A 23,818-nucleotide genomic window follows, 5' to 3' on the forward strand; every position below is an offset into this window, starting at 1 on the left:
ATCTTATTTTTTGACGGGGGTTAGTTCCACTGAAAATTTAGCGGTGCAGTCATCTTTTCCTTTTAATGACTGGCTGCCCCTGATCAATTTTGACCTTACATCATCCAGGGTGGCTTCAATGCTTAACCTGTTGATCGTTGTAGTGTCAGCTGCCATTGAGAGGCGGATGGTTTTGCCTGTCATTTCCGCACGCAGCTGTCTTTTAAACTTTTCATTGTCCATTACTTTTACAACAAGTCCTAGTGAATCGTTGCTGAAAAGCCATTTTTCAGTCCGTTGGTCACCTATTACATAATTTTTGCAGGATGATTCCCTGCAAAGCATCTTTCCGCTCCATTCCCCGGCAAGGCTGTCGGGCCAAACTTTTGGTACAATGACTTCGTTGACACTACTTAGTGAGTCGGCATGCCTTATGCTGTCCCGTAATGCGATAAGTTCGGCATAGTCCTGCTCCTTTGCCTTAAAAGCATCCTCACGCGCACGGAGGTTCTCTTCCCTGGCTTTAAGCTGCTCTTCTTTTTTTCCGGCGCAGGAGCATAGTGATATCACTAATAATGCCACTGCCCCGATCCTTTGTAAGACCATAATAAAGTGATTTAACCTTCAAGATATTAAAAAAGCAAAAACTCATTGCGCCCTTTACACGATTTTATGAAGGTTTTTAACTTTTCCTCATTAAAAATTTTGGTTTCACGGCATTACAGTAGTTGTAAGGGACCCTGTTCGTTGCAACACCTGTATCACGATACATTAACATCAAAGAAGTACCCAACTAAGGCAGATGCCGCCATAGCGATCGTTCCCCACACGCATATCCGGACGATCGACCTTAGCTTGTTCGAACCTCCCGCCCCGGCTGCTAGTGTCCCTGATATAGCAAGAAAAATGATAGCGCAGCAATATTGATATAATACCATATGCTGCACGGGTGCGAACAGGGCTACCAAAAGGGGCAGCGCACCCCCACACAAAAATGCCAGGGCAGAGGCTATAGCCGCCTGTAGCGGTTTTGCCTGAGTCATGTCATTGATCCCAAGCTCATCCCGGGCGTGGGCTTCCAGTGCGTTATGTGCTGTGAGTTGTGTGGCAACTTCCCTTGCGAGATCGGGCTTAAGCCCTCTGGAAATATATATTTGGGACAATTCCTCATGTTCCGCCCCTGGCATTTCATCAAGTTCTTTTTTTTCGCGCTCAAGGTCTGACCTTTCAATATCACTTTGGGAACTTACCGAAACATATTCCCCGGCTGCCATGGATAAAGCACCTGCGACCACGCCCGCAACGGCAGCAAGTACGATGGGCGCCCTTGTTTCGCTCGCAGCGGCAATACCTATTGCCAGGCTGGTAGTTGATAAAATACCGTCATTCGCGCCAAGGACCGCAGCCCTGAGCCATCCGCTCCTGTTTATGAAATGTGTCTCGTTCTGCATATTCGTTATTTTAGATCGTGATCATAAAATTAATCATAACTATCATATCCTTCAAGCCGGTTCAAATTTATCCCTGCTTTGATGCCCGTTCAAAGCCTTCCGGTCGGATGTCTTTAACACTAAATTCCGATCTGTTCAGTAAACTGGTCTGATCCGATCAACAAAAGCAAATATACCAGGGCCTGAACACCATCAAATTTCCAATATCAGTTCAACGATCTGTAAATACTTTGCCAATTATCTTTTTTACAACATAATGCCTCGTATTTACAGGATAACTTTATACAAAAAGCCAAATGATATGAAAAAAGAGCATACAAAGATCGCTCTGATAGGGGGAGGGCCGGCAGCAATGTTCATGTATAAAGAAATAATTGCACAAAATTCCGCTGTTCACGTTACCATTTTCGAAAGGTCTGAACGTCTTGGTGCAGGTATGCCTTACAGCAAATGCGGCGCCGAGGCTGAGCATGTGACCAATGTTTCGGCGAATGAGATCCCTGAATTGCCACAAACGCCGATGGAGTGGTGGGAAGCACGAAATGCTGACATAGCCGATAGTACTACAAATTACAGTCCTTACAAGGTCTTTCCCCGCCGTATTTTTGGCGATTACCTGGAATCTCAATTCAATATCCTTATAAGTAACGGCCGGGAAAAAGGCATAAAAACGGATATATGTACGGGTACTATGGTAAATGATATCAACTATTTGGGCAGGAGTGTCATAGTAAGTGTAGAAGGCAGTAAGAGCTATTTATTCGACAAGGTAGTGATATGTACAGGCCATCGGTTCCCAACGGATAAGGATGAGGCAGCTACCGGAGTTTACAAGAGCCCTTATCCACCCCAAAAGCTATCATTGCAGCTTAACCATGCTGTAGCCATAAAAGGAGCATCATTGACCGCGGTAGATGCTATTAAAACGTTGGCACGTGCTAATGGAGCGTTCTCGGCCAGGAAGAACGATGAGCTGGTTTACAAGCCGGACACCGATAGCCCCGATTTTAAGATCGTGCTCCATTGCCGCAGCGGTATGCTCCCAGCTGTACGATTTCACCTTGCCGATCCCCACCTGAAAAACCCCTCGCTGCTGACAGAAGTTAAGATAGAGGAACATAAGAGAAGGAACGATGGCTTCCTGTCATTGGACTATATATTCGAAAAGGACTTCCTGGAGCCCCTCCGGCAATCATCACCCGACCTTTATAACAAGGTCAAGGATATGAACATGGAGAGATTTGTTGATTCTATGCTTGAAGTAAGGCACCGTGTCGATCCTTTTGTGATGATGAGGTCGGAATGTAATGAAGCCGCGAAGTCCATCAGGCGTAAAGAGTCTGTATACTGGAAGGAAATGCTGGGTGTACTGAGCTTTGCCATGAATTACCCGGCCAAATACTTTTCGGCCGAAGACATGCTCCGATTCAAGGCCACGCTCCATCCGCTCATCTCGCTCGTTATCGCCTACATTCCACAGTCTTCATGCCGAGAGCTCCTGGCCCTCCATAAAGCAGGCTCCCTTGATCTGGTAAATGTTGGGAATGACAGTTCTATAGAGCAACGTCCCGGTGGCGGCATCACCTATCACTATACTGATGAAGCCGGTAAAGACCTTGAAATAAATTATAATACTTTTATAGACTGTACAGGGCAGCCGCATATCGATCTAAGTGATTTCCCTTTTAAAGGGCTGGCAAATGCGGGAACTGTGTCGCAGGCCAGGCTGGCCTTTCGCAGTGAGGAAGCCGCGCTGCGCTACAAAGCGGACCACCCTGCAGATGTAGAAATTGTGGCAGGCACCTATTACCTTAACGTCTCAGGTGTCGCTGTGGACGATCGTTTCCGTATCGTGGATGAAGAAGGAAGGGCCAATGACGCGATCTATATGATGGCGGTGCCTTTGATGGGAGGATATAACCCTGACTATTCAGGCTTGGACTTTTGCGAGGAAGCGTCAAAGCGCATTGCAGAAAGCCTGCTTAAAGGTAAGGAGCACGCCGTAATGCAATTATCAGGGCGTCCTGTGCTACGGCCAATGGATAGCGTAGCATAAAATAAAATATATACAGCTTATGAAGATCCTTTTAACCGGTGCAACAGGATATATCGCCCAAAGGCTGCTGCCTGTGTTGCTTGAGCAGAGCCACGAGGTGGTGTGCTGTGTACGGGATGCTTCAAGGTTCAATGCTAAAAAGTACGGCAAGAGAGATAATCTCCGGGTCATTGAAGCTGATCTTCTTGATAAAGGCAGCCTTGAGGCATTTCCTGACGATATTGATGCTGCCTACTACTTAGTGCATTCAATGAGTGCCTCAGGGGAATTCAGCAGTAAGGAGGAAGCCTCGGCCCTGAATTTTGTCGACGCGATCGGCAAGACCGGCGCCAGGCAGGTTATCTACCTCAGCGGGATCGTGAACGACCATGAACTTTCAAAACACCTGGCTTCACGCAAAAAGGTAGAGGAGGTACTAAACTCCGGCAACGTGCCGGTCACCACATTAAGGGCAGGAATAATCGTAGGTTCAGGAAGCGCGTCGTTCGAAATTATCCGTGACCTGGTAGAAAAGTTGCCTGTTATGGTCGCGCCCCGCTGGATAAAGACAAAGTGCCAGCCGATATCCATCCGCAATGTCATCGAATTCCTGTCGGGAGTCCTGGACAGGGAATTTACTTTCGGGCAGCATTATGATATTTACGGGCCAGACATTTTAACGTATAAAGAAATGCTCCTGGAATTCGCTGCCGAACGCGGGTTGAAGAGGCGTATCATCACGGTCCCGGTAATGACGCCAAAGCTTTCCTCGTACTGGTTATATTTCGTGACCACAACTTCGTACGCGCTGGCTAAAAACCTTGTAGACAGCATGAGCGTTGACGTAGTGGCGGAGCCTAATGACCTGAAAGACCGTTTGGGCATCCAGCCCGTCCCGTACAGGGAGGCCATCAGGATCGCCTTCGACAAGATCGAGCAAAACCTTGTGTTGTCAAGCTGGAAGGATGCCATGGGCGGAACGTATTCAAAGCAGATGGTAAAGAAGCAGCTTAGAGTCCCTGAGTTTGGCGTATTTACAGATAAAAAAGTCCGTACAGCCGAAAATACCGAAAAGGCATTGAACCGCATATTCGCTATTGGCGGATCATCGGGATGGTATTATGGCAACTGGCTATGGGAATTTAGGGGTTTTCTCGACAAGCTGTTCGGGGGAGTTGGCCTTAACCGCGGACGTACGAACAAGGCTTCAATAACCACAGGCAACACCGTCGACTTCTGGCGGGTGATCTATGCCAGCCAGGAAGATAAGAGGCTCCTGTTATATGCTGAGATGAAAATGCCCGGCGAAGCATGGCTGGAATTCAGGATAAAAGGAGATAAAGTGTACCAGACCGCCACCTTCAGGCCGCTGGGACTTGCCGGCAGGCTGTACTGGTATGCCGTCCTGCCTTTCCATTACTTCATTTTTAACGGAATGATCAATAAGATAGTGGCTAACGACTGATGAAAGGCATAAAGAAGCAACATCTTCCTGAAAAGACCTGCCCTGTCTGCAAGCGGCCTTTCGCGTGGCGAAAAAAATGGGAACGATGCTGGGATGAGGTGATCTATTGCAGTAAGAAATGCAGCAGCTTAAAACCATGACAGGTAAATATAGAGGAGACGGTTAGTTTTCGATCACGTTCTTCGTTTGGCGCGCTTTTTGTTGTATAATGCTACAACAATAAATAGTATTCCGGCTTATTACGATCTCAGATCAGGTAAAGGAATAGTATAAGATCATGACACCATGGATTTTTATGTATCTGATAATGGTTTGACGCGACTGGTATGCACATTAAGATATCTGCATGATGACGCGTTCTTAAGGAGTTCGAAGGAGTTCGTTCATTAAGCCCTGTCTCAACTCTGGACAGGGACCCCCCCACCTAAATAGCTTTATATAATTATTAACCGGTTTCATTAGTGTCAGGCGGTCATTGTAGCCAAATGAGCTAGTGGCATTCAATGGAGAGTTATGCTTCATGCCTAATGAAACTTGGAGATACAGGAAAGATATGTCACAAAATATAATTTTAACAACAGGATTGTACGACCTGATAAAGGATCATGTAAGAAGAAAAAAAGTAACGGCGCAGGAGGAAATATTACTTTTAGGTGAGCTTAAAAAAGCTTCGCAGGTATTACGGAAGGACCTGCCTGAAGATGTGGTCTCGGTAAACCGGAAAGTAACCTACAGGGACCATTCCAACAACGAAGAAAAAACGGTATTGTTCGTTGGCCCTAAAAGATCTAAGCCGGGCAAGAACAGGATCAGTATCCTTTCTGATAAGGGGATCGCGATGGTAGGCTACAAAGTAGGCGATCTGATAGAATGGCCATCGGCCAAAGGTGACCTAAAACTTGAGATCCTAAATGTAGAAGAGGCAGAGTAGCTGTTGGCCTGCTGAAAATGACACATCCCTGAATTTTTTCAGGGATGTTTTTTTATGTCCTGTCCATAAAGTTTGTTAAACACAAATACACAACAATGCACTAATATTAACGACTATATGCTTTGCTGCGATCAAATATTAGGGTAATTTGTTTAGTATACCCCGGATTCAGGGGGTTGTTATTTTGCTATGCCCGCTTTTATTGTTATATTTAGCTACCTAAAGAAAACATAAATGCTATTTGCTATATTATCCGGTTTTTTTGCTGCATGTATGTTACTCCCTGCAGGGAAGTTTATAAAAGAGCGGCTACGTTACCTGCTTAGCCTGTTACCGCTGTCCCTGTTCATGTATTTTGCATCATACATACCTCAGGTAATGAACGGGAATGTAGTTTTAGAGTCGACCGAATGGATACCGTCGTTAGGTGTAAATGCCAGTTTCAGGCTCGACGGGCTTTCACTATTATTCACGCTGCTTATTACCGGTATCGGGTTCCTTGTTTTTCTATATTCCGCGTCCTATTTAAAAGGGCATAACTACTTAGATCGTTTTTATGCCTACCTGTGCCTTTTCATGTCGGCAATGCTTGGAATGGTGCTGTCGGATAATATCTTATTGCTGTTTGTTTTCTGGGAGTTGACCAGTATAAGTTCTTTTTTCCTTATCGGGTTCAATAATGATAGTAAAGAGTCCAGGAAAAGCGCCCTGACCGCGTTGAGCGTTACAGGGCTGGGAGGTTTTTTCCTAATGGCGGGAATAATTATCATCAGTCACATTACCGGAACCTATTCCATGCAGGAACTGCTTGGATCACCCGAAATTAAAGATCACGCCTTATATCCTCTTGTCCTTGTTCTTATTTTTATTGGGGCTTTTACAAAATCCGCACAGTTCCCATTCCATTTTTGGCTGCCCGGCGCTATGAAAGCCCCAACACCTGTCTCTGCCTACCTGCATTCTGCCACAATGGTTAAAGCGGGCATATTCCTGCTTGCACGCTTTTCGCCGATACTGGGCGGCACTACAGAATGGTCGTATACCTTAATGGGCATTGGAGGGTTCACAATGCTATATGCCGCAGTACATTCATTGTTCAGGACAGATCTGAAAGCTGTTTTGGCCTACTCTACGATATCCGCATTGGGGATCATGGTTTTCCTGATAGGTATTGGTACCAAAGAGGCTTTCATTGCATTGGCTACATTTATAGTAGTACATGCACTCTATAAAGCTGCATTGTTCCTCATTACAGGGATCATTGACCACGAAGCCGGCACAAGGGATATTACAAAGCTTGCCGGCCTGAAAAAGGTACTCCTGCCGGTTTATATTGCGGGCGTACTGGCTGCACTGTCAAGCGCGGGCCTGCCGCTCACTTTTGGGTTTATCGGGAAAGACCTTATATACGAAGCGACTTTAAATACAGCTTCCTTCATTGCTATCTATCTTACAATACTGGCAGTAGCTACGAATTTTTGCCTGGTGGCGGCAGGTTTTATGGCCGGCATCAAACCTTTTACAGGTAAATTACCCCAGGAGTTCAGTGCCATACGTTTACCTCATGCTGCAATGTGGCTTCCTCCCTTATTTTTAGGAATAGTAGGGTTTGTCTTTGGCTGCTTTCCTGCTGTGATCGGTGATGCGGTTATTTCTCCCGCAGTGAATTCGATCGCAGGCAATAGTGTAGAGCTACAACTGAAAATATGGCATGGCTTTAATTTGGTGCTCATTTTAAGCATAGCAACACTGGCCCTGGGAAGTATCATATACTATGTAAACAGGCCATCAGCAGGGAAATTCTCATTTATAGCAAATTATCATAAGGTATCGCCACAATATGCCTATGACTGGCTCGCAAAAAAGTTTTATAGCCTTTCAGAGTGGTACACCGGTATAATGCACAATGGCTTCCTGAGATCGTACATACTGAAAATAATAATTTTTGCGCAATTGCTTTTTATTTATGAACTGTTGCAGGGCGGGCCAATTTACCTGGACTATTCCAGGCTATCGCCCATAAGCGTTTACGAAGGTGCAACGGTACTGTTCCTTATTGCAGGGCTTTATGTCACATTGACCACTTCATCCCGGCTGACTGCGGTAATAGGTACAAGTGTGACAGGCTATGCTTTATGTCTCCTGTTCTTATATTTTAGCGCACCCGACCTTGCCATTACACAATTTACCATTGACACATTGACTGTTGTCCTGTTCGTATTGGTATTATTCAATCTACCGCCGTTCATAAAATTTCCGGGTGTAAATAAGCCTATTATAATTCGGGATACGCTGGTGTCTTTATCCTTCGGCCTCATAATGGCAATTGTGGCCATTAAAGTGCTGCAGGTACCTACAGACATTGAAAGCAGCGATTTTTATGGTACATACGCGTATACCCTGGCTAAGGGGAAAAATGTTGTTAACGTGATATTGGTAGATTTCAGGGGCTTTGACACCATGTTTGAAATAGTGGTTTTAGCCATTGCCGCACTTGGAGTGTACAGCCTTTTAAAATTACGATTAAAATCATCTGAAAAAGAATAGCTATGCGAAGTATATTGTTACAGGCGGCCTCAAGATATTTACTGCCGATCCTGCTTATATTTTCAATATTCCTCCTGCTAAGGGGCCACTACTATCCGGGAGGAGGGTTCGTAGGCGGGCTGGTGGCAGCTATTGCTTTTGTGCTGCACAGCTTTGCTTTTGGAACGACGGCTACAATGCAGATCTTAAAATACAAGCCATTGTCACTCATACCTATCGGTTTGGGTATAGCCGCACTAAGCATGTTCGTACCGCTACTGTTCGGTTTGCCTGTAATGACAGGCCTTTGGTATGAGGAGTCGATACCTGTGATAGGTATGGTGGGTACGGCGCTATTTTTTGACATAGGCGTTTACTTAGTGGTCGTAGGCGTAGTGTTGACTATATTATTCACCATTTCATTAGATACGCATTAAATGGAATTACTGTTAGTTATCTTAATAGGCATATTGTATGCGGCGGGGATCTACTTCATGCTTAGAAGAAGCATGGTCCGTTTGCTATTGGGGATATTGATCTTAGGGAATGCCACGAATTTGCTCATCTTCCTGCTCGGTAACCTTACTCAGGGCAAACCTCCCATAATCGATGCCGGGCTCAAAACATTTGCCGACGCTTATGCCGACCCTATACCGCAGGCTTTGATATTAACAGCTATTGTGATCAGCTTTGGCCTCACATCTTTTGCGATCGTACTTTTAAAAAGGGTATATGCATTAATAGGATCTGATGATCTGGACGATCTGAATACCCCTGAAGAAGAAGACTTATGATAGATAATAATATAATAGCCCCGGTCCTCATTCACCTTTTTACCGCGCTGCTACAGCTGGTGTTTTGGCGACGTACAGTAACGCACCGTATTCTCAGTGTAGCAGGCTCTCTGTTTGGGCTTGCCGTTTCACTAAACCTTTTCATAAAAGTTTTTAATGGAGAGATACTGACAATGAATGCGGGTAACTGGGCAGCGCCTTTTGGTATCGTTTTCGTGGCAGATACCTTTAGTACGGCCTTCGTCCTGCTCACATCGATCGTGGCGCTGGCAGTTTCATTGTTCTCTGCCGTTGGAGTAGGGCGGGCGCGTATGCTTTACGGCTATTTCCCGATATTCCATTTTCTGGTCATGGGTCTGAACGGCGCGTTCCTTACGGGCGACATTTTTAATTTATATGTATGGTTCGAAGTTGTGATCATTTCTTCTTTCGTCCTGCTGACCCTTGGCGGGCGGAAGGCACAGCTGGAAGGGGCGGTAAAATACATGGCGCTTAATATTTTAGCCTCGACTTTTTTTCTTACAGGTATCGGCATCCTGTATGGTATAACCGGCACCTTGAACATGGCCGATCTTTCGGGTAAGATACCATTGGTGGAAAACCAGACGATCGTTAATCTTACGGCTATTTTTTTCCTGGTAGGTTTCGGCATTAAGTCGGCGGTCTTTCCGCTGTATTTCTGGCTGCCTTCGTCTTACCATACGCCACCGTCCGCAGTGGCGGCCATATTTGGCGGGTTGCTTACAAAATTGGGGCTGTATGCGATGTTCAGGATCTTTACACTGGTGTTCGAGCCTACAGATCTTATAAAGGCGATGTTCGTGGTCATGGCGGTTTTAACCATTATTACAGGTGCGTTCGGGGCAATTATAAAGTCAAACATCCGAAGGCTTTTCTCTTACCTCATCGTATGCCATATCGGCTTTGTTGTAGGAGGGTTGGGTTTATACACCAAGGTTGCCATTACCGGGGCGGTATTTTATTTGATACATGACATTATTGTGAAGACGAACCTGTTCCTCATATCAGGCCTTATACGCCAGTTAAGGGGGACAATGGATATGGACAGGCTGGGAGGGATCTATGATGAATACCCGAAACTATCCCTTTTGATCGCGATAGTACTTTTCTCCCTGGTGGGCATACCGCCGCTCTCCGGATCTTGGCCGAAAATATACCTGATAGAAGGAGCTCTCGAAGCAAACAATCATATCTTCATCGGGGCTATCATTCTTGGTAGTTTTGTAACTTTATATGTCATAGCGAAGCTTTGGGCAAAAGTATTTTGGAAAACTGCTTCGCAAGATGCAATAATTGAGGATAGTTTTAAGTCACTTAAGCCGCATAATAAGGCGCTTTTGGTGACCCCTATAGCACTACTTGCGGCGTGCTCACTTTTTATAGGCCTTAATGCTGAAACGGTCATTACTATTTCTTCGAAGATAGCGGGAGAACTATTAGACCCTTCATTGTATATCAAAGCCGTACTGGGTAAATAAGAATATTATGGCAAAGCAATTTTTAATGAACCTTTTGTTATCCTTTATCTGGGTGGCGTTAACAGGTGAAATGTACTATACGAATTTGTTATTCGGCTTCATACTTGGATTTTTCATCCTTTGGATAATGAACCTTAAAGGTGACGACAAGCGGTACTTTACGCATATCCCGAAGGCGGTGCTTTTTGCATTTTACTTTTTGTATAAATTGCTGATGGCGAACATTCAGGTTGCTTATGATGTAGTTACGCCAAAATATTTTTTTAAGCCGGGTATCGTACGATTTCCTATGGAGGCTGCTACCGATACCGAGATTAACCTGCTCTCAACAGTTATATCACTAACACCGGGAACACTGATCCTGGATATTAGCGACGATCGTAAAGTTTTATTTATACATGTAATGTACCTGAAGGACAGGGAGCATTTTATTTCTGAGATAAGGAACGGGCTTGAAAAGAAACTTTTAGAACTACTGCGATGACATTAACAGAATATTTTAATTACATAATTTTCCCAATACTCACACTGTCGGTGTGCCTTGCGCTTATCCGCCTGCTCAAAGGCCCCGACATTGTAGACAGGGTAATGGCCCTCGATCTTGTGATCACTATTGGTATTGCCGCAATAACGGCCTTTAGCATCACTTCGTCACAGGCTGTTTTCCTCGATGTTGCCATAATACTTGCCCTCATCGCTTTTTTGGGCACAATAGCTTTTTCATATTATATAGATAAAAAGAACAAGGATGACTGATATACTGCTGATGATATTAAGTACGATAGGCGCGCTCGCTATTTTGATCGCCTCAATAGGCGTTCTGAGGATGCCTGACTTTTATTTACGCCTGTCGGTAACGGTAAAGGCATCTACGCTGGGTGTAGGTTTATTGCTTATCTGTGCGGCTATTATATTTCCCGATGTGTCGGTCACCACAAAGGCTATAGCAATAATATTTTTTTTGGTATTAACGGCTCCCATTGCCGCCCACATGATCGGAAGGGTGGCCTACCATACCGGGGTTTTGCGTTGGAAGGATACCTATGTCGATAAAGAAGTCGATGAGCCATCACCTGATGGCGATAAAGATGCGCCTAAAACATAAGACGATGTTCCACAAAACTTTTAAGGCTATTATATATGCTGATAGAAGCGAATAGTAACAAAAAAACCTGCAAGTAATTTGCAGGTTTTGTTTGTGGGGAGAGCAGGATTCGAACCTGCGAAGGTTTCCCAACGGATTTACAGTCCGTCCTCGTTGGCCGCTTGAGTATCTCCCCATAAGGCGGTCAGCCTTTCGCTTATTGCGGTTGCAAATATAGGGTTGTTTTTCAAGTAAGCAAACATATTTACCGCTATTTTGACAACTATTTTTTAATGCCCTGTAGATTAATCCAATAAAAAGATCTCCCGAAGGAAATCTTTAGTATTTCTAATGAGATAGAACGTTATTTTGAAAGTAGTTCCTTTACCTTGGCCTTCAGTTCTTCGCCCCTGAGGTTCTTAGCAACGATTTTTCCCGATGCATCCAGAAGGAAAGTTGCCGGTATGCCCTGTACGCCATATTGCTTGGCTATCGGGTCCTGCCACTCTTTCAGGTTAGATACATGCGTCCAGGTAAGTTTGTCGTCAGCGATCGCTTTTTTCCAGTCGGCATCCTTTCCGGGCCTGTCCAGCGATACGCCAATAATGTTTAGCCCTTTGCTGTGCAGTTCATTATACATAGCTACTACATTAGGGTTCTCCTGCCTGCATGGTCCGCACCATGACGCCCAAAAGTCGATCAGGGTCACTTTGCCCATGGCATCCTTAAGAGAAACTGTTTTCCCATCAGGGCCCGGGGCGCTGAATTGCGGTGCAACTTTACCTACTTCGGTATTCGTAGCATTGGCTTTCATGCTTTCACGCTGCTGCTCCATTGCCTTTAGTTTTTCAAGTGCCTGGGCAAGCTCTTTTCCATCGGTGCTGTTCACAAGTTCTGCATCAAGCGCCTCATACATTTTCTTAAGCTCCGCATGGGTGTTTTTTCCCATAGCTACCTGCTGCTTCAATAGCAGTACGCTGATAAATGCCTTCGGGTTCTTCTTTATGAATTCTGTAGATGAGGTCCTCATCTCACCGCTTATTGCGTTGTAAGTCTTGTTCAGCTTATTCATTACAACTGTATCGTTCGCTTTATAAGCAGCCATCATTGCCTGCTCATTATTCTTTTGGAAAGAGATAAGCTTCCTTCTTATTGCATTTATTTCCGTGTAATATTCACTAAGCTTCTCGTTGTTGTACGTGCCCGACTGCGTTGATTTAAAAATAGAGTCTTTATCTACATTAACTTCAATTTCGCCATGCTCAAGTACGATCTCTGCTTTTCCGTTCACGCCCTCTACTTGTATGAAATGAAGCGCCGGCCCTTTAGCGATGCCTTTAAAAACGAATTTTCCATCTTCAACCTTCACGGTATCTTTAGCTGTAAAGCCCATTACGCCACCTTGTATCTCGAGCATTACGTTCTTGCCGTTAAGCGAAGGATCTACCTTACCAGTGATCTCGTACTCATTATCCTTTAGCCTGCTGCACGATGCCAACAGGGCAGCTGCCGAAAGAAATAAAAGAATTTTTTTCATATTTGTTTTTATATTAAAAATAATGGTGCAAAAGTATGAAAACTATTGCACCATTCCGATCTTAATTTATATTTAAAGCTTACGAGCAGGCAGGCTGGATCACACTGGTCCTTACCGATGTATTCTTAATGCCGCCAAAGCCTTTTTCCACATTGATCATGTTGTGGTAGCCCCTTGCTTTCAGTATCGAAGCCATGATCACCGAACGGTACCCGCCCGCGCAATGCAGGTAAAAATCTTCCTCTTTTGGCACTTCGGCAAGCTGCTGGTTCACAAAGTCAAGCGGAATGTTCACCGCATCGGCCACGTGCCCGTTCGCAAACTCGCCCGGCTTCCTCGAATCTACCACGATCTTCTGCTCATTGGCAAGCCCTTCGGCAAATGTTTCCGGCGAAACGGAGCGTATGCTGTCAGTTTCATGACCGGCAGCTTTCCAGGCTTCCAGGCCTCCGTTCAGGTAGCCCAGCGTCTTATCAAAGCCCACGCGTGCCAGCCTGGTAACGGTCTCGGCTTCTTTGCCTTCAGGTGTAACTAATACCAGCGGCTGCTTCACATCCATGATAAGGGCGCCTACCCACGGGGCGAACTGTCCGTTGAGGCCAATGAAGATCGATCCGGGTATGTGCTCTTTTACAAATTCATCCTCGTGCCTTACATCCAGCACCAATGCCTCGTTCTCTTTGGCAGCAGCCAGGAACGCATCGGCAGAAAGTGGCATCGATCCTTTTTCCAGTACGGTATCAAGGCTTTCGTATCCTTTAATGTTCATCAGTACATTTTGTGGGAAATAGGCGGGAGGAGCGCCCAGGCCGTCAAGCAGCTCTTTTGTGAATTCTTCTTTGGTCATGTCGGACCTCAGGGCATAGTTGGTCTTCTTCTGGTTGCCTAGCAGGTCGGTGGTCTCCTTGCTCATGTTCTTTCCGCAAGCACTGCCCGCACCATGGCTTGGGTACACGATAAGGCTGTCCGGCAGGGTCATGATCTTGTTGCGCAGTGAGTCATACAGATGCGAAGCCAAAACCTCCTGTGTAAGTTCAGACGTGAGTGCTTGGGCAAGGTCAGGCCTGCCCACATCGCCTATAAATAGCGTGTCACCGGTAATTATGCCCGTCATCTCCACATTTTCCATAAGCAGGTAGCAGGTGCTTTCCAGCGTGTGTCCGGGAGTGTGTATGGCGCGAATGGTGTAGCTGCCAACGGTAAACTCTTCGCCGTCTGCGGCTATATGTGATTCAAAATCAGGGTTGGCAGTTGGGCCGTATACGATCTGGGCACCCGTCTTTTTTGCCAGGTCAAGGTGGCCCGATACAAAATCGGCATGGAAATGCGTTTCGAAAATGTATTTTATTTTGGCATTGTCTTTTGCCGCACGATCTATGTAGGGCTGTACTTCCCTTAGCGGGTCAAAAATGGCTGCCTCGCCATTGCTTTCAAGGTAGTAGGCTGCCTGTGCTATGCAGCCGGTGTATATCTGTTCGATCTTCATGATAGTATATTTGACTTGTGTTGTTATTCGGGTGGGTCAGGTTAATAACCCATTATCTCTTTCGAAAGTATGAAAATGGCCATGGCAAGTACAAAAAAGCCAAAACCTTTTTTCAGTTGCTTTTCATTTACAAATTTATGCAAATAAGTTCCGGCAAAGATACCAAAAACCGAAATGATAGTTAAAGGCAGCAGGAATGCCCAGTCGACAGTAATGCGCTGCAGATCGCCCGAAAAGCCAGTGAGCGCATTAAGTGTAATGATGAACAGCGAAGTACCTACGGCTTTCTTTATGGGCAGGCCGCCAAAAAACACCAGCATGGGTATGATGAGGAAACCGCCGCCGGCACCTACAAGCCCCATGATAACGCCAATGAAGGCAATATAGGGGAGTACCACGATATACTTCATTTTCTTTTCGGTACAGGGTGCCTCGTCATCGATCTTGCGCAATAGCATCGATGCTGCAGCCAGTGCCATGACAATGGCAAAAAGGAGCATGATGAAGGTATCCCTTTGCAGCGAAAAACCGTCCCACTCAAATACTGCGGGTAATTGCGGTACGATGTATTTGCGGGTAAGGTATACAGAAATAAAGGATGGTACGGCTACGATAAGCCCTGTCCTGAAGGCTACGTTATCGTTAAGGTGATTTTTGAAGGTGCCGAAAGCCGAGGTCGTACCCACAATGAAAAGCGAGTAGGCGGTGGCAATAACAGGGTCTATGCCAAATACATATACCAGCAGGGGTACGGTCAGTATAGAGCCTCCGCTTCCCATGAGCCCTAAGGTAAGTCCTATTATGAATGCACCGCAATATCCTGCAACTAATTCCATTATAAAATTTAAGCGCATAAATGTATGACAAAAACCCTTATTACACCTGACGATCAGGCTTAAAAAAGTTGGAGCGGCATGTATGTCATTGATTACTAAAACGTTATAGTTGTAAAATTACCTTAAAAATTATCAAATGCGTATTTTGGCGGGCTTTTTGATGAGTAATATTATAGCAATCATAAATTTATGATTTATTTTTTGTGTATTTTGTAATTCAGTTACCTTGTTTGCGTTATATTTGTGACGCTTTTTTTAAAAGAAAGTAAATTATTTAGTATAATACAGTTGTAAAAAATATGGCAACAAAAGCAAAGCCCAGATTGGGCATGTATGAGAACGTGCAAAACCAGTTTGAAAAAGCTGCAGCCGTAATGGGGCTGGATGAAAGCGTTAAAAAGATCCTTTCTATAACCAATAATGAGATCGTGGTCCATTTTCCGGTGAAAATGGATAATGGTCAGGTAGAGGTATTTACCGGCTACAGGGTACAGCACAACAATGCGCTTGGCCCGTACAAAGGCGGCCTGAGGTATCACCACACAGTTGATATCGATGCCGCAAGGGCACTGGCTACCTGGATGACATGGAAAACGTCGCTGGCAGGGCTTCCTTACGGAGGCGGCAAAGGCGGTATCCAGATCGACCCGAAACTGTACTCGCAATCGGAGCTTGAGAGGATCACGAGGAGGTTTACTTTTGCTTTGGGCGATAACATCGGCCCGGAGCACGACATCCCAGCGCCGGACGTGAACACCAACGCGCAAATGATGGCGTGGATCGCCGATACGTATATGTCGACAAAATCTCCTGCCGAGCGTTCCAAGAACCAGCACGTGGTTACCGGTAAGCCGGTAGGTTCGGGAGGCCTGGAAGGGCGCGACAGGGCTACAGGATTTGGCGTTGTAGTGACGCTGGAATCGTGGGCAAAAGTTAAGGGCACCACACTTGAAGGTAAAAAATACATCGTTCAGGGCTTTGGTAACGTAGGCTACTGGGCGGCCCATTTCATGAACAAGAATGGCGCTATCCTTGTTGGCGTACAGGATGCGACAGGTACCATATACAATCCTGAGGGCATTGACCCAGAGGCATTGCTGCGCTACCAGGCAGAGAACAACACCATAACTGGCTATAAAGGCACGCAGGACTATACGTCGGCCGATTTCTTTGGCATCGACTGTGATATCGTGATCCCTGCAGCACTTGGCAACCAGATCACCTCAGAAAATGCCGGTACTATCAAGGCGCAGGTTATTGCTGAGGGCGCTAACGGCCCAACTGACACCGATGGTGAAGAGATCCTGCTGGCTAACGGCGTAGACATCATCCCGGACATCCTTTGTAATTCAGGCGGGGTTATCGGCAGCTACTTCGAATGGCTTCAGAACCGTAACGGCGAGATATGGACGATGGACGATGTGATCGTCAAGCTTAGGAAGAAAGTGGAAGAAGCTTTCGGTAAAGTAATTACCTCATCGGTACAATATAAAACCGACTGGAGGACCGCGGCTTATATAGTGGCACTGACCAGGATCGAACTGGCATACAAGCAAAGGGGTATATTCCCTTAATGGCTATACAGAACAATTTCAAAAGCGCCGGTTTTTCCGGCGCTTTTTGTTTTTAAATTTAACGGATCACCACTGGATATATTATGTAAAGACGCAGGCACTGCGTCTCTACATTATTGTCTACAATGAAATTACCGTTTCACCAAAAGTATAATTCCCTATATTTGGGATACTAAACAACCACGCCATGAAAAAATATCTTTTGTTTTTCGTTTTGACAGTTGGTTTTACTGCTCAGGCACAGGTTCCGGACAGGTTGGGCGCCATCAGCATTAATGATCCCCTTGCGTTTGAAAGGCCCAATTTTACTTTCTATTCCAAAAACTACAACAAGGTATTCGACTACTACCAGTATACTTTCGACGCTCAGAAGATCTCGCAGCGCAGTGTGTATGTCAGTTCCGACAATAAATTCTTTTTTGGGCAGAACGCGGGTTTTGTGATGGATATGTCGCAGCCGGCCTACAATTCTTCAAGAATTAATTGCGGCTACGCGTACGACTTGGGCGGATTATACCACGGGCTGAAGAATATTTTTGAGATGGAGAAGGATTATTCGGTAAAGAGGAAGGCGGATGATGCGCCGGCAGGTTACTAAAAATAGATAGAATGCATAAAACAGCCCTGATACTCCTAATTATAGCAAGTGGCTTTTTTGGGTCAACCCAAAATAAAATTAATCTTTACAAGGCTGACAAGCCTGAAGTGTCCAAAAATAAGATCAGGTTCGACGGTGTTTACACACTGTACGATCTTTTTAAAGGAAATTGTGATACGCCGGCTTATGAACGGTATGAATATATAAGCCCCATAATGTTTTTTCAAGACGGTGCCGTCATACAATCGCCACATTGCAACTGGCGCAGGCAGGATTTTATTACCGGGTTAAGAAGTAATAATGAAAGGACTGATAGCGGAATATTCACTTATAATGGCAATGAAATGGTTTTAGAGGGTGATTTCACATTTTTTGCGCCTGGACATGATCGTAAGCACTATAAAGCAAAGTATGAAGGGTATTTAGATCCTTCTGGTGATACACTCTTTTTGAGGTTAGCAAAACCTTATCCGCCTGTTAAATTAAAATTCAATAAAAATCTGGCACGACAGATAGAAAATGGTGTCTATGAGAAATACATTTTTAAGCCCCTGCCAAAACATGACCTTCAAAATATTGACAGAGATTTTTTAGACACAAAAAGGAATAGATACCCTTAAAAAAGAGGCCTGTCTCCAAGCCTCTTACTATCTAAATCTAACAATCTAATAATCCCAAAACATTATCCCCCCATATATTCTTCTCCGCCGCCGTCCTGCTGCCTTTGCTGGTTTTCTTTCTGCCTGTCAGCTTTCGACATGTTGAAGCGGTAGGTGAAAGAAAGGGTGACCTGACGCTGCCTCCACTGCATTTCGTTGTACGACCTCAGCTCGCCCGGAATGTAAGTGTCATTCTTCATTTTCCTTGAGTTAAAGATATCCTGTACGTTCAGGCCTATGGTAGCCTTATCTTTTAGAACGTCCTTGCTTAGTGAAGTATTGGCGCTAGCCACACCCACACGGCGGCCCTGTGCGGTATTTTGCGGAGCTTCATAGTTACCGTTCAGCTGCCAGTCGATCTTGTACGGCAGGTTGATCTTGGAGTTCACCCTTGTCGTCCAGCTATAGGCCGAGCGATTAAAATCCTGGAAGTCGTTGAATACTACATCATCCACTGTATACGTAAAGGTATAATCGCCTTTGGTCTCATTCCTGTAAAAGTTGAAGTTGCTGTTGATCCTCCACCACTTGAACGGATTATAATTTACGTTGAACTCAAAGCCAAAGCGGTATTCTTTTGAAAGGTTGATCGGCGTAGTGATGGTCACCGGAGTACCGTCTGCGCTTACGCCATTATTCCTCCTTACGAACTGGAAGTTGTCATCGGTAATGTTCATGTAGGCCGAAGTGCTTAACGTTACGCGGTTCCATTTGTGCAGGTAGCCGAGGTCGAACGAGTTGGTCATCGCAGGGTTCAGCTCGGGGTTACCCACAAAAATGTTGATGTTACTCTCAAGGCCGGAGAACGGGTTGAGGAACCTTCCGCGCGGGCGGTTGATGCGTCGGCTGTAGCTGATGCTGGCGCTGCTGTTCTCGGAGAATTCATACCCAAAGAAAGCCGACGGGAAAAAGTTGTTGTAGCGCTTGTTGTTGTATTCGCCCCTGTTCGGCAGGTTCACGTCGATGTTGCTGTCTTCCCATCGCAGGCCGAAAAGGTAGGAGAACTTGCCCAGCTTAGAGCCGTATTGTGTGTAAAGCGCGTTCACATATTCGTTGTATTGGAGCAAATTGGTATAGTTGCCGTTGTTTTCCCACACGCCATCGGTAAGGGTTTCGGCACGGGCATCGTTTTCCAGTTTGGTAAAGCTTCCGCGGTAACCGGCCTCAAAACGGCTGTCTTTGCCGAAAGGAAGAACATAATCGGCCTGTACCAGTCCACGGTTCTCATTTTCTAAGTTGAAGGTACGCTCGTTGCTGTTGGTAATGTTGGGGCTGCCCAGGGTAATGTCATTAATGATAGCGTTCTCATCGTCCTTGCTTTTCGATACTGAGGCATCGATCTTCAGTTCGTGCCCTTCTTTATCGAATTTCTTTATAAGGTTGGTCGAGTACCTGAAATTGGTATCCTTCTCATCCTCATAGTTATAACGGAAACGGGTGTTCAGGAAGTTCCTGCCGGCATCGAAGTTGTCAAAATAGGTTTCTGTAGGATTGCTGCCGCTGCTCCTGCGCCCGGAAATGGAGTTGGTCCATGTAAGGGTGCTGTCAATGAACCACTCAAAGCCAAAACTGGCATTGAAAGCCCTTTGCAGGCGGTCGTTCTCCCTGCGCTCGTTCACGTAGCGCGTAGGGTTGTCATCATCGTCAAGGTACTGCGAGTTGTTCAGCGAGTTACCGGGGTTATTCCTGTAGTTGTAGCCAAGGTTCGAAAATACATTGTAGTTCTCGCTCCTGTAGTTCAGGTTGGCCGAAATGCCGTGGTTGTCGGGTATACCCGTATTGGCCGCGATAGAGCCGTTAAAGCCGCCCGCGCTTCCTTTTTTCAGTATGATGTTCACGATACCGCCACCGCCTTCGGCGTCATAGCGCGCCGATGGGTTGGTAATTACTTCCACTTTATCAACGGAGTCGGCAGGGAGGAGGCGCAGCACGTCTGCCACGTTGCTACCCGCCATGGTAGAAGGCCTGCCATCGATAAGGATGGTAACGCTCTGGTTGCCCCTCAGGGCTACGTTGCCCTCGGCATCTACCGATAATGAAGGTACATTGTCGAGCACATCGCTCACGCTGCCGCCTTTTACCATCATGTCGTTGCCAATATTGTATACACGCTTGTCCAGCTTGATGTCGACAGTGGTGCGCTCGGCTGTTATCTCCACGCCCTCCAGCACGGTAGTGTCAGGAGCGAGCAGGGTAACGCCCAGGTTGGTATTTTCGGTAATGGGCTTTGCCGGAATTACCTGCGACTTGAATGAAATGAAATCGAACTTGATATTGTAGGTGCCCGCCGGAACAGAGATGTTGTATTCCCCGTTGGCATCGGTCATGCCGCCATTCACGGTAACGTTGTCGGTAGTCTGTACGGTTACGGTAGCAAATTCAAGCGGCAGCTGTGTATCCTGTTCAATGAGCTTACCGCTTATCTTTACGTTTCCGGGCTTATCCTGGGCAAATGATAAGAACGTAGTAAATAGGAATAATAATAAGACGGATGTCCTGGAATTTTTGAAGTAATGCATTATAGGTTTTTTGAAAAGATGATCTAGGTGATATGACGCTCAATGCGCCAAAAGGTTTAATGTTTAATGCTTAAAGTTTTGTTAAATCGGTTAAAGGACCTCCTTTATCCTTTCGGCAGGGCGGGCTATTACGGCCTTGTCGCCGTTTACCACCACGGGTCGTTCCATAAGGTTTGGATGTTTTGCAAGCGCGGCGATCACCTGAGAGCCCGTAAGTTTCCGGCCGGCATACTTTTCTCTCCAAAGGTCTTCTTTGGTGCGTACCAGTTCAATAGGCTTAATGCCGAGCTTTTTAATGAGTTCCTTCAGTTCTTCTCTGGAAAGCGGGGTGTCGAGGTATTTTACAGTTGCAAAAGGTATGTCAAGTCCCTCCAGCAGTTGCAGCCCTTCGCGCGACTTACTGCATTGGGGCTTATGGTAAATGGTGATCATTAAATTCTTTTTGCAAAGAAAGCCATTATTAACCGAAATTCGGCTAACTTAGTGCAAACCTAATCTTAAAATTTAACCCTTACTGCTTATGTTTATAGCACAGGCTTTTAAGCCGGGAAATGAATTCTGGAAATACATTGTGGGATCATTGATCGTTATTGCGGCTTCCTTTGTCGGGCAGCTTCCTTTCGTGATCGCTATAGCGATGAAAGCCATGTCCAAAGGCGAGATCCCTACCGATGAGGCAGAAATGCTCCGTTACCTCGACCTTAACCTGACATTGTTCCTCATACTTTTATCATTCGCTTTCGCTTTGGCCGGACTGTGGATCGTGGTAAAGAAGATGCATCACCAGGAGTTTAGGGAAATAATAACCTCCCGCCCAAAGATCGACTGGAAACGGGTATTATTTGCTTTTGTCATTTGGGGTATTTTCTCCGTGGCGATGATACTGCTTGTCTATTTTACCGAACCCGGCAAATACATACTGCAGTTCAACCCCAGCAAGTTCATCATTCTCGCGATCATAGCCATACTGCTGGTCCCTGTACAAACCAGCGTAGAAGAGCTCATATTCCGGGGCTACCTCATACAGGGCTTCGGGCTGTTGGCAAAGAACCGTTGGTTCCCGCTCATTATGACATCGGTGATCTTTGGGGTAATGCACATCGCTAATCCCGAGATAAAGCAAATGGGCTACATCGCATTGGTATATTATATAGGTACCGGTTTTGCCCTGGGCATTATGACACTTATGGACGAAGGCACAGAACTTGCCCTCGGGTTCCACGCGGCCAATAACCTTACTGCCGCATTGCTCGTTACTGCCGACTGGACCGCTTTCCAGACGCACTCTATATTTAAGGACGTATCTGATCCTAGCGCCGGCCTTGACATCATACTTCCGGTAGTAGTTATTTATCCTTTGCTGCTGCTGCTCTTTAGCTATAAATACAAATGGAAAGGCTGGAAAGAAAAGCTTACTGGCAATATCTATCCGCAAAAAGAAATCGAAATAAACCAAACAGGACATACCCATGAATGATCCGGACTACCACTATGTGCACCCCCATTTTAAACTGAATGGCTTCCACCTGAGCGAAGACGACCTCTGCCGCATTGCCTACAGCTTCATTAAGGAAGGCGAGGCGTATGAAAGGGCGGTCGGCGATTTCGTCCTGGACTGGTTCGACCAAAACAGCTTTATCGAAATGCAGACCTCGGGTACCACGGGCGCGCCTAAACGCATCAGGGTAGATAAGCAAGCCATGGTCAACTCGGCAATAGCTACAGGGGAGTTCTTCGGCCTGCGCTCAGGCATTAAGGTGCTGCACTGCCTGCCCACGCAATATGTGGCGGGCAAGATGATGCTGGTAAGGGCCTTCATACTCGGTTGGGACATGGACCTGGTGGCGCCGGGCTCGAACCCTTTGGAGCGCAACGAAACTGAATATGATTTTGCCGCGATGGTGCCACTGCAGGCGGAGCATTCGCTGGGCAAATTACACATGGTAAAAAAGCTGATACTCGGCGGGGCCAAGGTGAGCCAGGCGCTGAGCGAAAAGCTATCGGCATTGTCTACCGAAATATACGAGACCTACGGCATGACCGAGACGATAACCCACATTGCCGCAAAAAGGGTAGGCGAGGAGGCATTTACGGTTTTGCCGAATGTGAACATCAGTAAGGATGAGCGCAATTGCCTGGTGATCGATCCATACAAAATATGCGATGAGCCGGTGGTAACCAATGATGTGGTGGATATCGTGGATGAGTCGCACTTTATTTGGCTGGGCAGGCATGATAACGTGATCAACAGCGGAGGCGTGAAATTGTTCCCCGAGCAGATAGAGGAAAAGCTGTCGGGTAAGATCGACAGGCGCTTTTATGTGAAGGGCATTGCCGACGAGGTACTTGGCGAAAAGCTTGTACTCGTTGTAGAGGGCGAGGCATTCGATATTGATAAGGCAGCATTCAAAGGGCTGGGCAAATTTGAGAAGCCTAAAGACATCCTGTTTGTTGAAAAATTTGAGGAAACCGGTTCGGGTAAGATCAAGCGCGATTAAAATTTTAAAATAATTTACAGTTTCGCAAGATCTTTAGTTTTGTATAGGCGTTGGCATTTACCAAAGATTCGAAGGCAATGAATGAAAGCCCGTATATCTAGGGTACACCTGCAGGTCCGGAGCTTGTGTGGCACCGTGTGTAAGTAATAAAAGTAAGAAAAATAATAGTATCTTCGGCCTGTGATCGATCGACCATTCCCTTAATGAAGATGCTATACATTCCTGCCGGCTATCCGGACATTCTTCCTTTTTCTGTAGACAGTCCTTCCGATGAGGGCTTTGGTAGATCGGCACGTAAACACCAGCGGTCATAGCATTCGCCGGGAAACTTTGTATGATAAATAAAC

At 45.9% G+C, this 23,818-nt stretch carries 23 protein-coding genes and 1 tRNA gene; 16 read left to right on the forward strand and 8 right to left on the reverse strand.

Features of this window, described 5'->3' with window-relative positions:
- Positions 1–3: 3 nt before the first annotated feature.
- Together ACT6R0_RS02705 and ACT6R0_RS02710 are read right to left on the reverse strand one after the other, a co-directional pair.
- Entirely contained in the window at positions 4–585 is a 582-nt protein-coding gene (locus ACT6R0_RS02705) for a hypothetical protein (protein ID WP_444651062.1), read from the reverse strand.
- A gap of 155 nt (positions 586–740) precedes the next feature.
- Entirely contained in the window at positions 741–1,430 is a 690-nt protein-coding gene (locus ACT6R0_RS02710; RefSeq protein WP_444651064.1) for a VIT1/CCC1 transporter family protein, read from the reverse strand.
- A gap of 301 nt (positions 1,431–1,731) precedes the next feature.
- On the opposite strand from ACT6R0_RS02710, the gene ACT6R0_RS02715 reads away from it, so the two are divergent.
- The 11 genes from ACT6R0_RS02715 to mnhG all read left to right on the forward strand — a co-directional run bounded on the left by ACT6R0_RS02715 (position 1,732) and on the right by mnhG (position 11,785).
- Positions 1,732–3,486, forward strand: coding sequence for an FAD/NAD(P)-binding protein (locus ACT6R0_RS02715; RefSeq protein WP_444651066.1), 1,755 nt, complete (start codon positions 1,732–1,734; stop codon positions 3,484–3,486).
- A 19-nt stretch (positions 3,487–3,505) separates the two neighbouring features.
- The gene (locus tag ACT6R0_RS02720) at positions 3,506–4,930 is read left to right on the forward strand and encodes an SDR family oxidoreductase (RefSeq protein WP_444651068.1); all 1,425 of its coding nucleotides are present in this window, start codon (positions 3,506–3,508) and stop codon (positions 4,928–4,930) included.
- Positions 4,930–5,070, forward strand: a complete 141-nt coding sequence (locus tag ACT6R0_RS02725; RefSeq protein WP_444651070.1) for a DUF2256 domain-containing protein — start codon at positions 4,930–4,932, stop codon at positions 5,068–5,070. The genes ACT6R0_RS02720 and ACT6R0_RS02725 overlap by 1 nt, the downstream gene beginning before the upstream one ends.
- Before the next feature lie 413 nt (positions 5,071–5,483).
- The gene (locus tag ACT6R0_RS02730) at positions 5,484–5,861 is read left to right on the forward strand and encodes a GreA/GreB family elongation factor (protein WP_444651072.1); all 378 of its coding nucleotides are present in this window, start codon (positions 5,484–5,486) and stop codon (positions 5,859–5,861) included.
- A 234-nt stretch (positions 5,862–6,095) separates the two neighbouring features.
- Positions 6,096–8,408: a putative monovalent cation/H+ antiporter subunit A gene (locus ACT6R0_RS02735; RefSeq protein WP_444651074.1), complete on the forward strand. Its 2,313-nt coding sequence runs from the start codon at positions 6,096–6,098 to the stop codon at positions 8,406–8,408.
- Positions 8,409–8,410: 2 nt separating this feature from the next.
- Positions 8,411–8,824, forward strand: a complete 414-nt coding sequence (locus tag ACT6R0_RS02740; protein WP_444651076.1) for a Na+/H+ antiporter subunit B — start codon at positions 8,411–8,413, stop codon at positions 8,822–8,824.
- Positions 8,825–9,181 (forward strand): Na+/H+ antiporter subunit C, encoded by a 357-nt coding sequence (locus ACT6R0_RS02745; protein ID WP_444651078.1) that lies wholly within the window; start codon positions 8,825–8,827, stop codon positions 9,179–9,181.
- Positions 9,178–10,680 carry a proton-conducting transporter transmembrane domain-containing protein gene (locus tag ACT6R0_RS02750; protein WP_444651079.1) on the forward strand — a complete coding sequence of 501 codons (1,503 nt, stop codon included), beginning with the start codon at positions 9,178–9,180 and terminating at the stop codon, positions 10,678–10,680. Before ACT6R0_RS02745 ends, ACT6R0_RS02750 begins: the two co-directional genes overlap by 4 nt.
- Before the next feature lie 7 nt (positions 10,681–10,687).
- The gene (locus ACT6R0_RS02755; protein WP_444651081.1) at positions 10,688–11,164 is read left to right on the forward strand and encodes a Na+/H+ antiporter subunit E; all 477 of its coding nucleotides are present in this window, start codon (positions 10,688–10,690) and stop codon (positions 11,162–11,164) included.
- Positions 11,161–11,436 carry a monovalent cation/H+ antiporter complex subunit F gene (locus tag ACT6R0_RS02760; RefSeq protein WP_444651083.1) on the forward strand — a complete coding sequence of 92 codons (276 nt, stop codon included), beginning with the start codon at positions 11,161–11,163 and terminating at the stop codon, positions 11,434–11,436. The genes ACT6R0_RS02755 and ACT6R0_RS02760 overlap by 4 nt, the downstream gene beginning before the upstream one ends.
- The gene (mnhG, locus tag ACT6R0_RS02765; RefSeq protein ID WP_444651085.1) at positions 11,429–11,785 is read left to right on the forward strand and encodes a monovalent cation/H(+) antiporter subunit G; all 357 of its coding nucleotides are present in this window, start codon (positions 11,429–11,431) and stop codon (positions 11,783–11,785) included. The genes ACT6R0_RS02760 and mnhG overlap by 8 nt, the downstream gene beginning before the upstream one ends.
- A gap of 94 nt (positions 11,786–11,879) precedes the next feature.
- On the opposite strand, the gene ACT6R0_RS02770 is transcribed toward mnhG, so the two are convergent.
- The 4 genes from ACT6R0_RS02770 to ACT6R0_RS02785 form a co-directional block, all read right to left on the reverse strand.
- Positions 11,880–11,960, reverse strand: a tRNA-Tyr gene (locus tag ACT6R0_RS02770).
- A 168-nt stretch (positions 11,961–12,128) separates the two neighbouring features.
- Positions 12,129–13,301, reverse strand: coding sequence for a redoxin domain-containing protein (locus ACT6R0_RS02775; RefSeq protein WP_444651087.1), 1,173 nt, complete (start codon positions 13,299–13,301; stop codon positions 12,129–12,131).
- 79 nt (positions 13,302–13,380) lie between these two features.
- Entirely contained in the window at positions 13,381–14,787 is a 1,407-nt protein-coding gene (locus ACT6R0_RS02780; RefSeq protein ID WP_444651089.1) for an MBL fold metallo-hydrolase, read from the reverse strand.
- 41 nt (positions 14,788–14,828) lie between these two features.
- On the reverse strand, positions 14,829–15,623 hold the full coding sequence (locus ACT6R0_RS02785; RefSeq protein ID WP_444651091.1) for a sulfite exporter TauE/SafE family protein: 795 nt from the start codon (positions 15,621–15,623) through the stop codon (positions 14,829–14,831).
- 299 nt (positions 15,624–15,922) lie between these two features.
- On the opposite strand from ACT6R0_RS02785, the gene ACT6R0_RS02790 reads away from it, so the two are divergent.
- The 3 genes from ACT6R0_RS02790 (at position 15,923) to ACT6R0_RS02800 (ending at position 18,415) form a co-directional block, all read left to right on the forward strand.
- Positions 15,923–17,197, forward strand: coding sequence for a Glu/Leu/Phe/Val family dehydrogenase (locus ACT6R0_RS02790; protein WP_444651093.1), 1,275 nt, complete (start codon positions 15,923–15,925; stop codon positions 17,195–17,197).
- Between the two features lie 187 nt (positions 17,198–17,384).
- Complete coding sequence (locus tag ACT6R0_RS02795) at positions 17,385–17,795, forward strand: hypothetical protein (protein ID WP_444651095.1); 411 nt, start codon at positions 17,385–17,387, stop codon at positions 17,793–17,795.
- A gap of 11 nt (positions 17,796–17,806) precedes the next feature.
- Positions 17,807–18,415 carry a hypothetical protein gene (locus ACT6R0_RS02800; RefSeq protein ID WP_444651097.1) on the forward strand — a complete coding sequence of 203 codons (609 nt, stop codon included), beginning with the start codon at positions 17,807–17,809 and terminating at the stop codon, positions 18,413–18,415.
- Positions 18,416–18,477: 62 nt separating this feature from the next.
- Here ACT6R0_RS02800 and ACT6R0_RS02805 read toward each other — a convergent pair whose 3' ends face one another.
- Positions 18,478–20,973, reverse strand: coding sequence for a TonB-dependent receptor domain-containing protein (locus ACT6R0_RS02805; protein WP_444651099.1), 2,496 nt, complete (start codon positions 20,971–20,973; stop codon positions 18,478–18,480).
- A gap of 90 nt (positions 20,974–21,063) precedes the next feature.
- Entirely contained in the window at positions 21,064–21,405 is a 342-nt protein-coding gene (gene arsC, locus ACT6R0_RS02810) for an arsenate reductase (glutaredoxin) (protein ID WP_444651101.1), read from the reverse strand.
- A gap of 88 nt (positions 21,406–21,493) precedes the next feature.
- On the opposite strand from arsC, the gene ACT6R0_RS02815 reads away from it, so the two are divergent.
- Complete coding sequence (locus tag ACT6R0_RS02815) at positions 21,494–22,450, forward strand: lysostaphin resistance A-like protein (protein WP_444651103.1); 957 nt, start codon at positions 21,494–21,496, stop codon at positions 22,448–22,450.
- Positions 22,443–23,471, forward strand: coding sequence for an AMP-binding protein (locus tag ACT6R0_RS02820; protein ID WP_444651104.1), 1,029 nt, complete (start codon positions 22,443–22,445; stop codon positions 23,469–23,471). The genes ACT6R0_RS02815 and ACT6R0_RS02820 overlap by 8 nt, the downstream gene beginning before the upstream one ends.
- Positions 23,472–23,818 lie beyond the last annotated feature (347 nt).

It is taken from the genome of Flavobacterium sp. (assembly GCF_052437795.1).
Lineage (GTDB): Bacteria > Bacteroidota > Bacteroidia > Flavobacteriales > Flavobacteriaceae > Flavobacterium.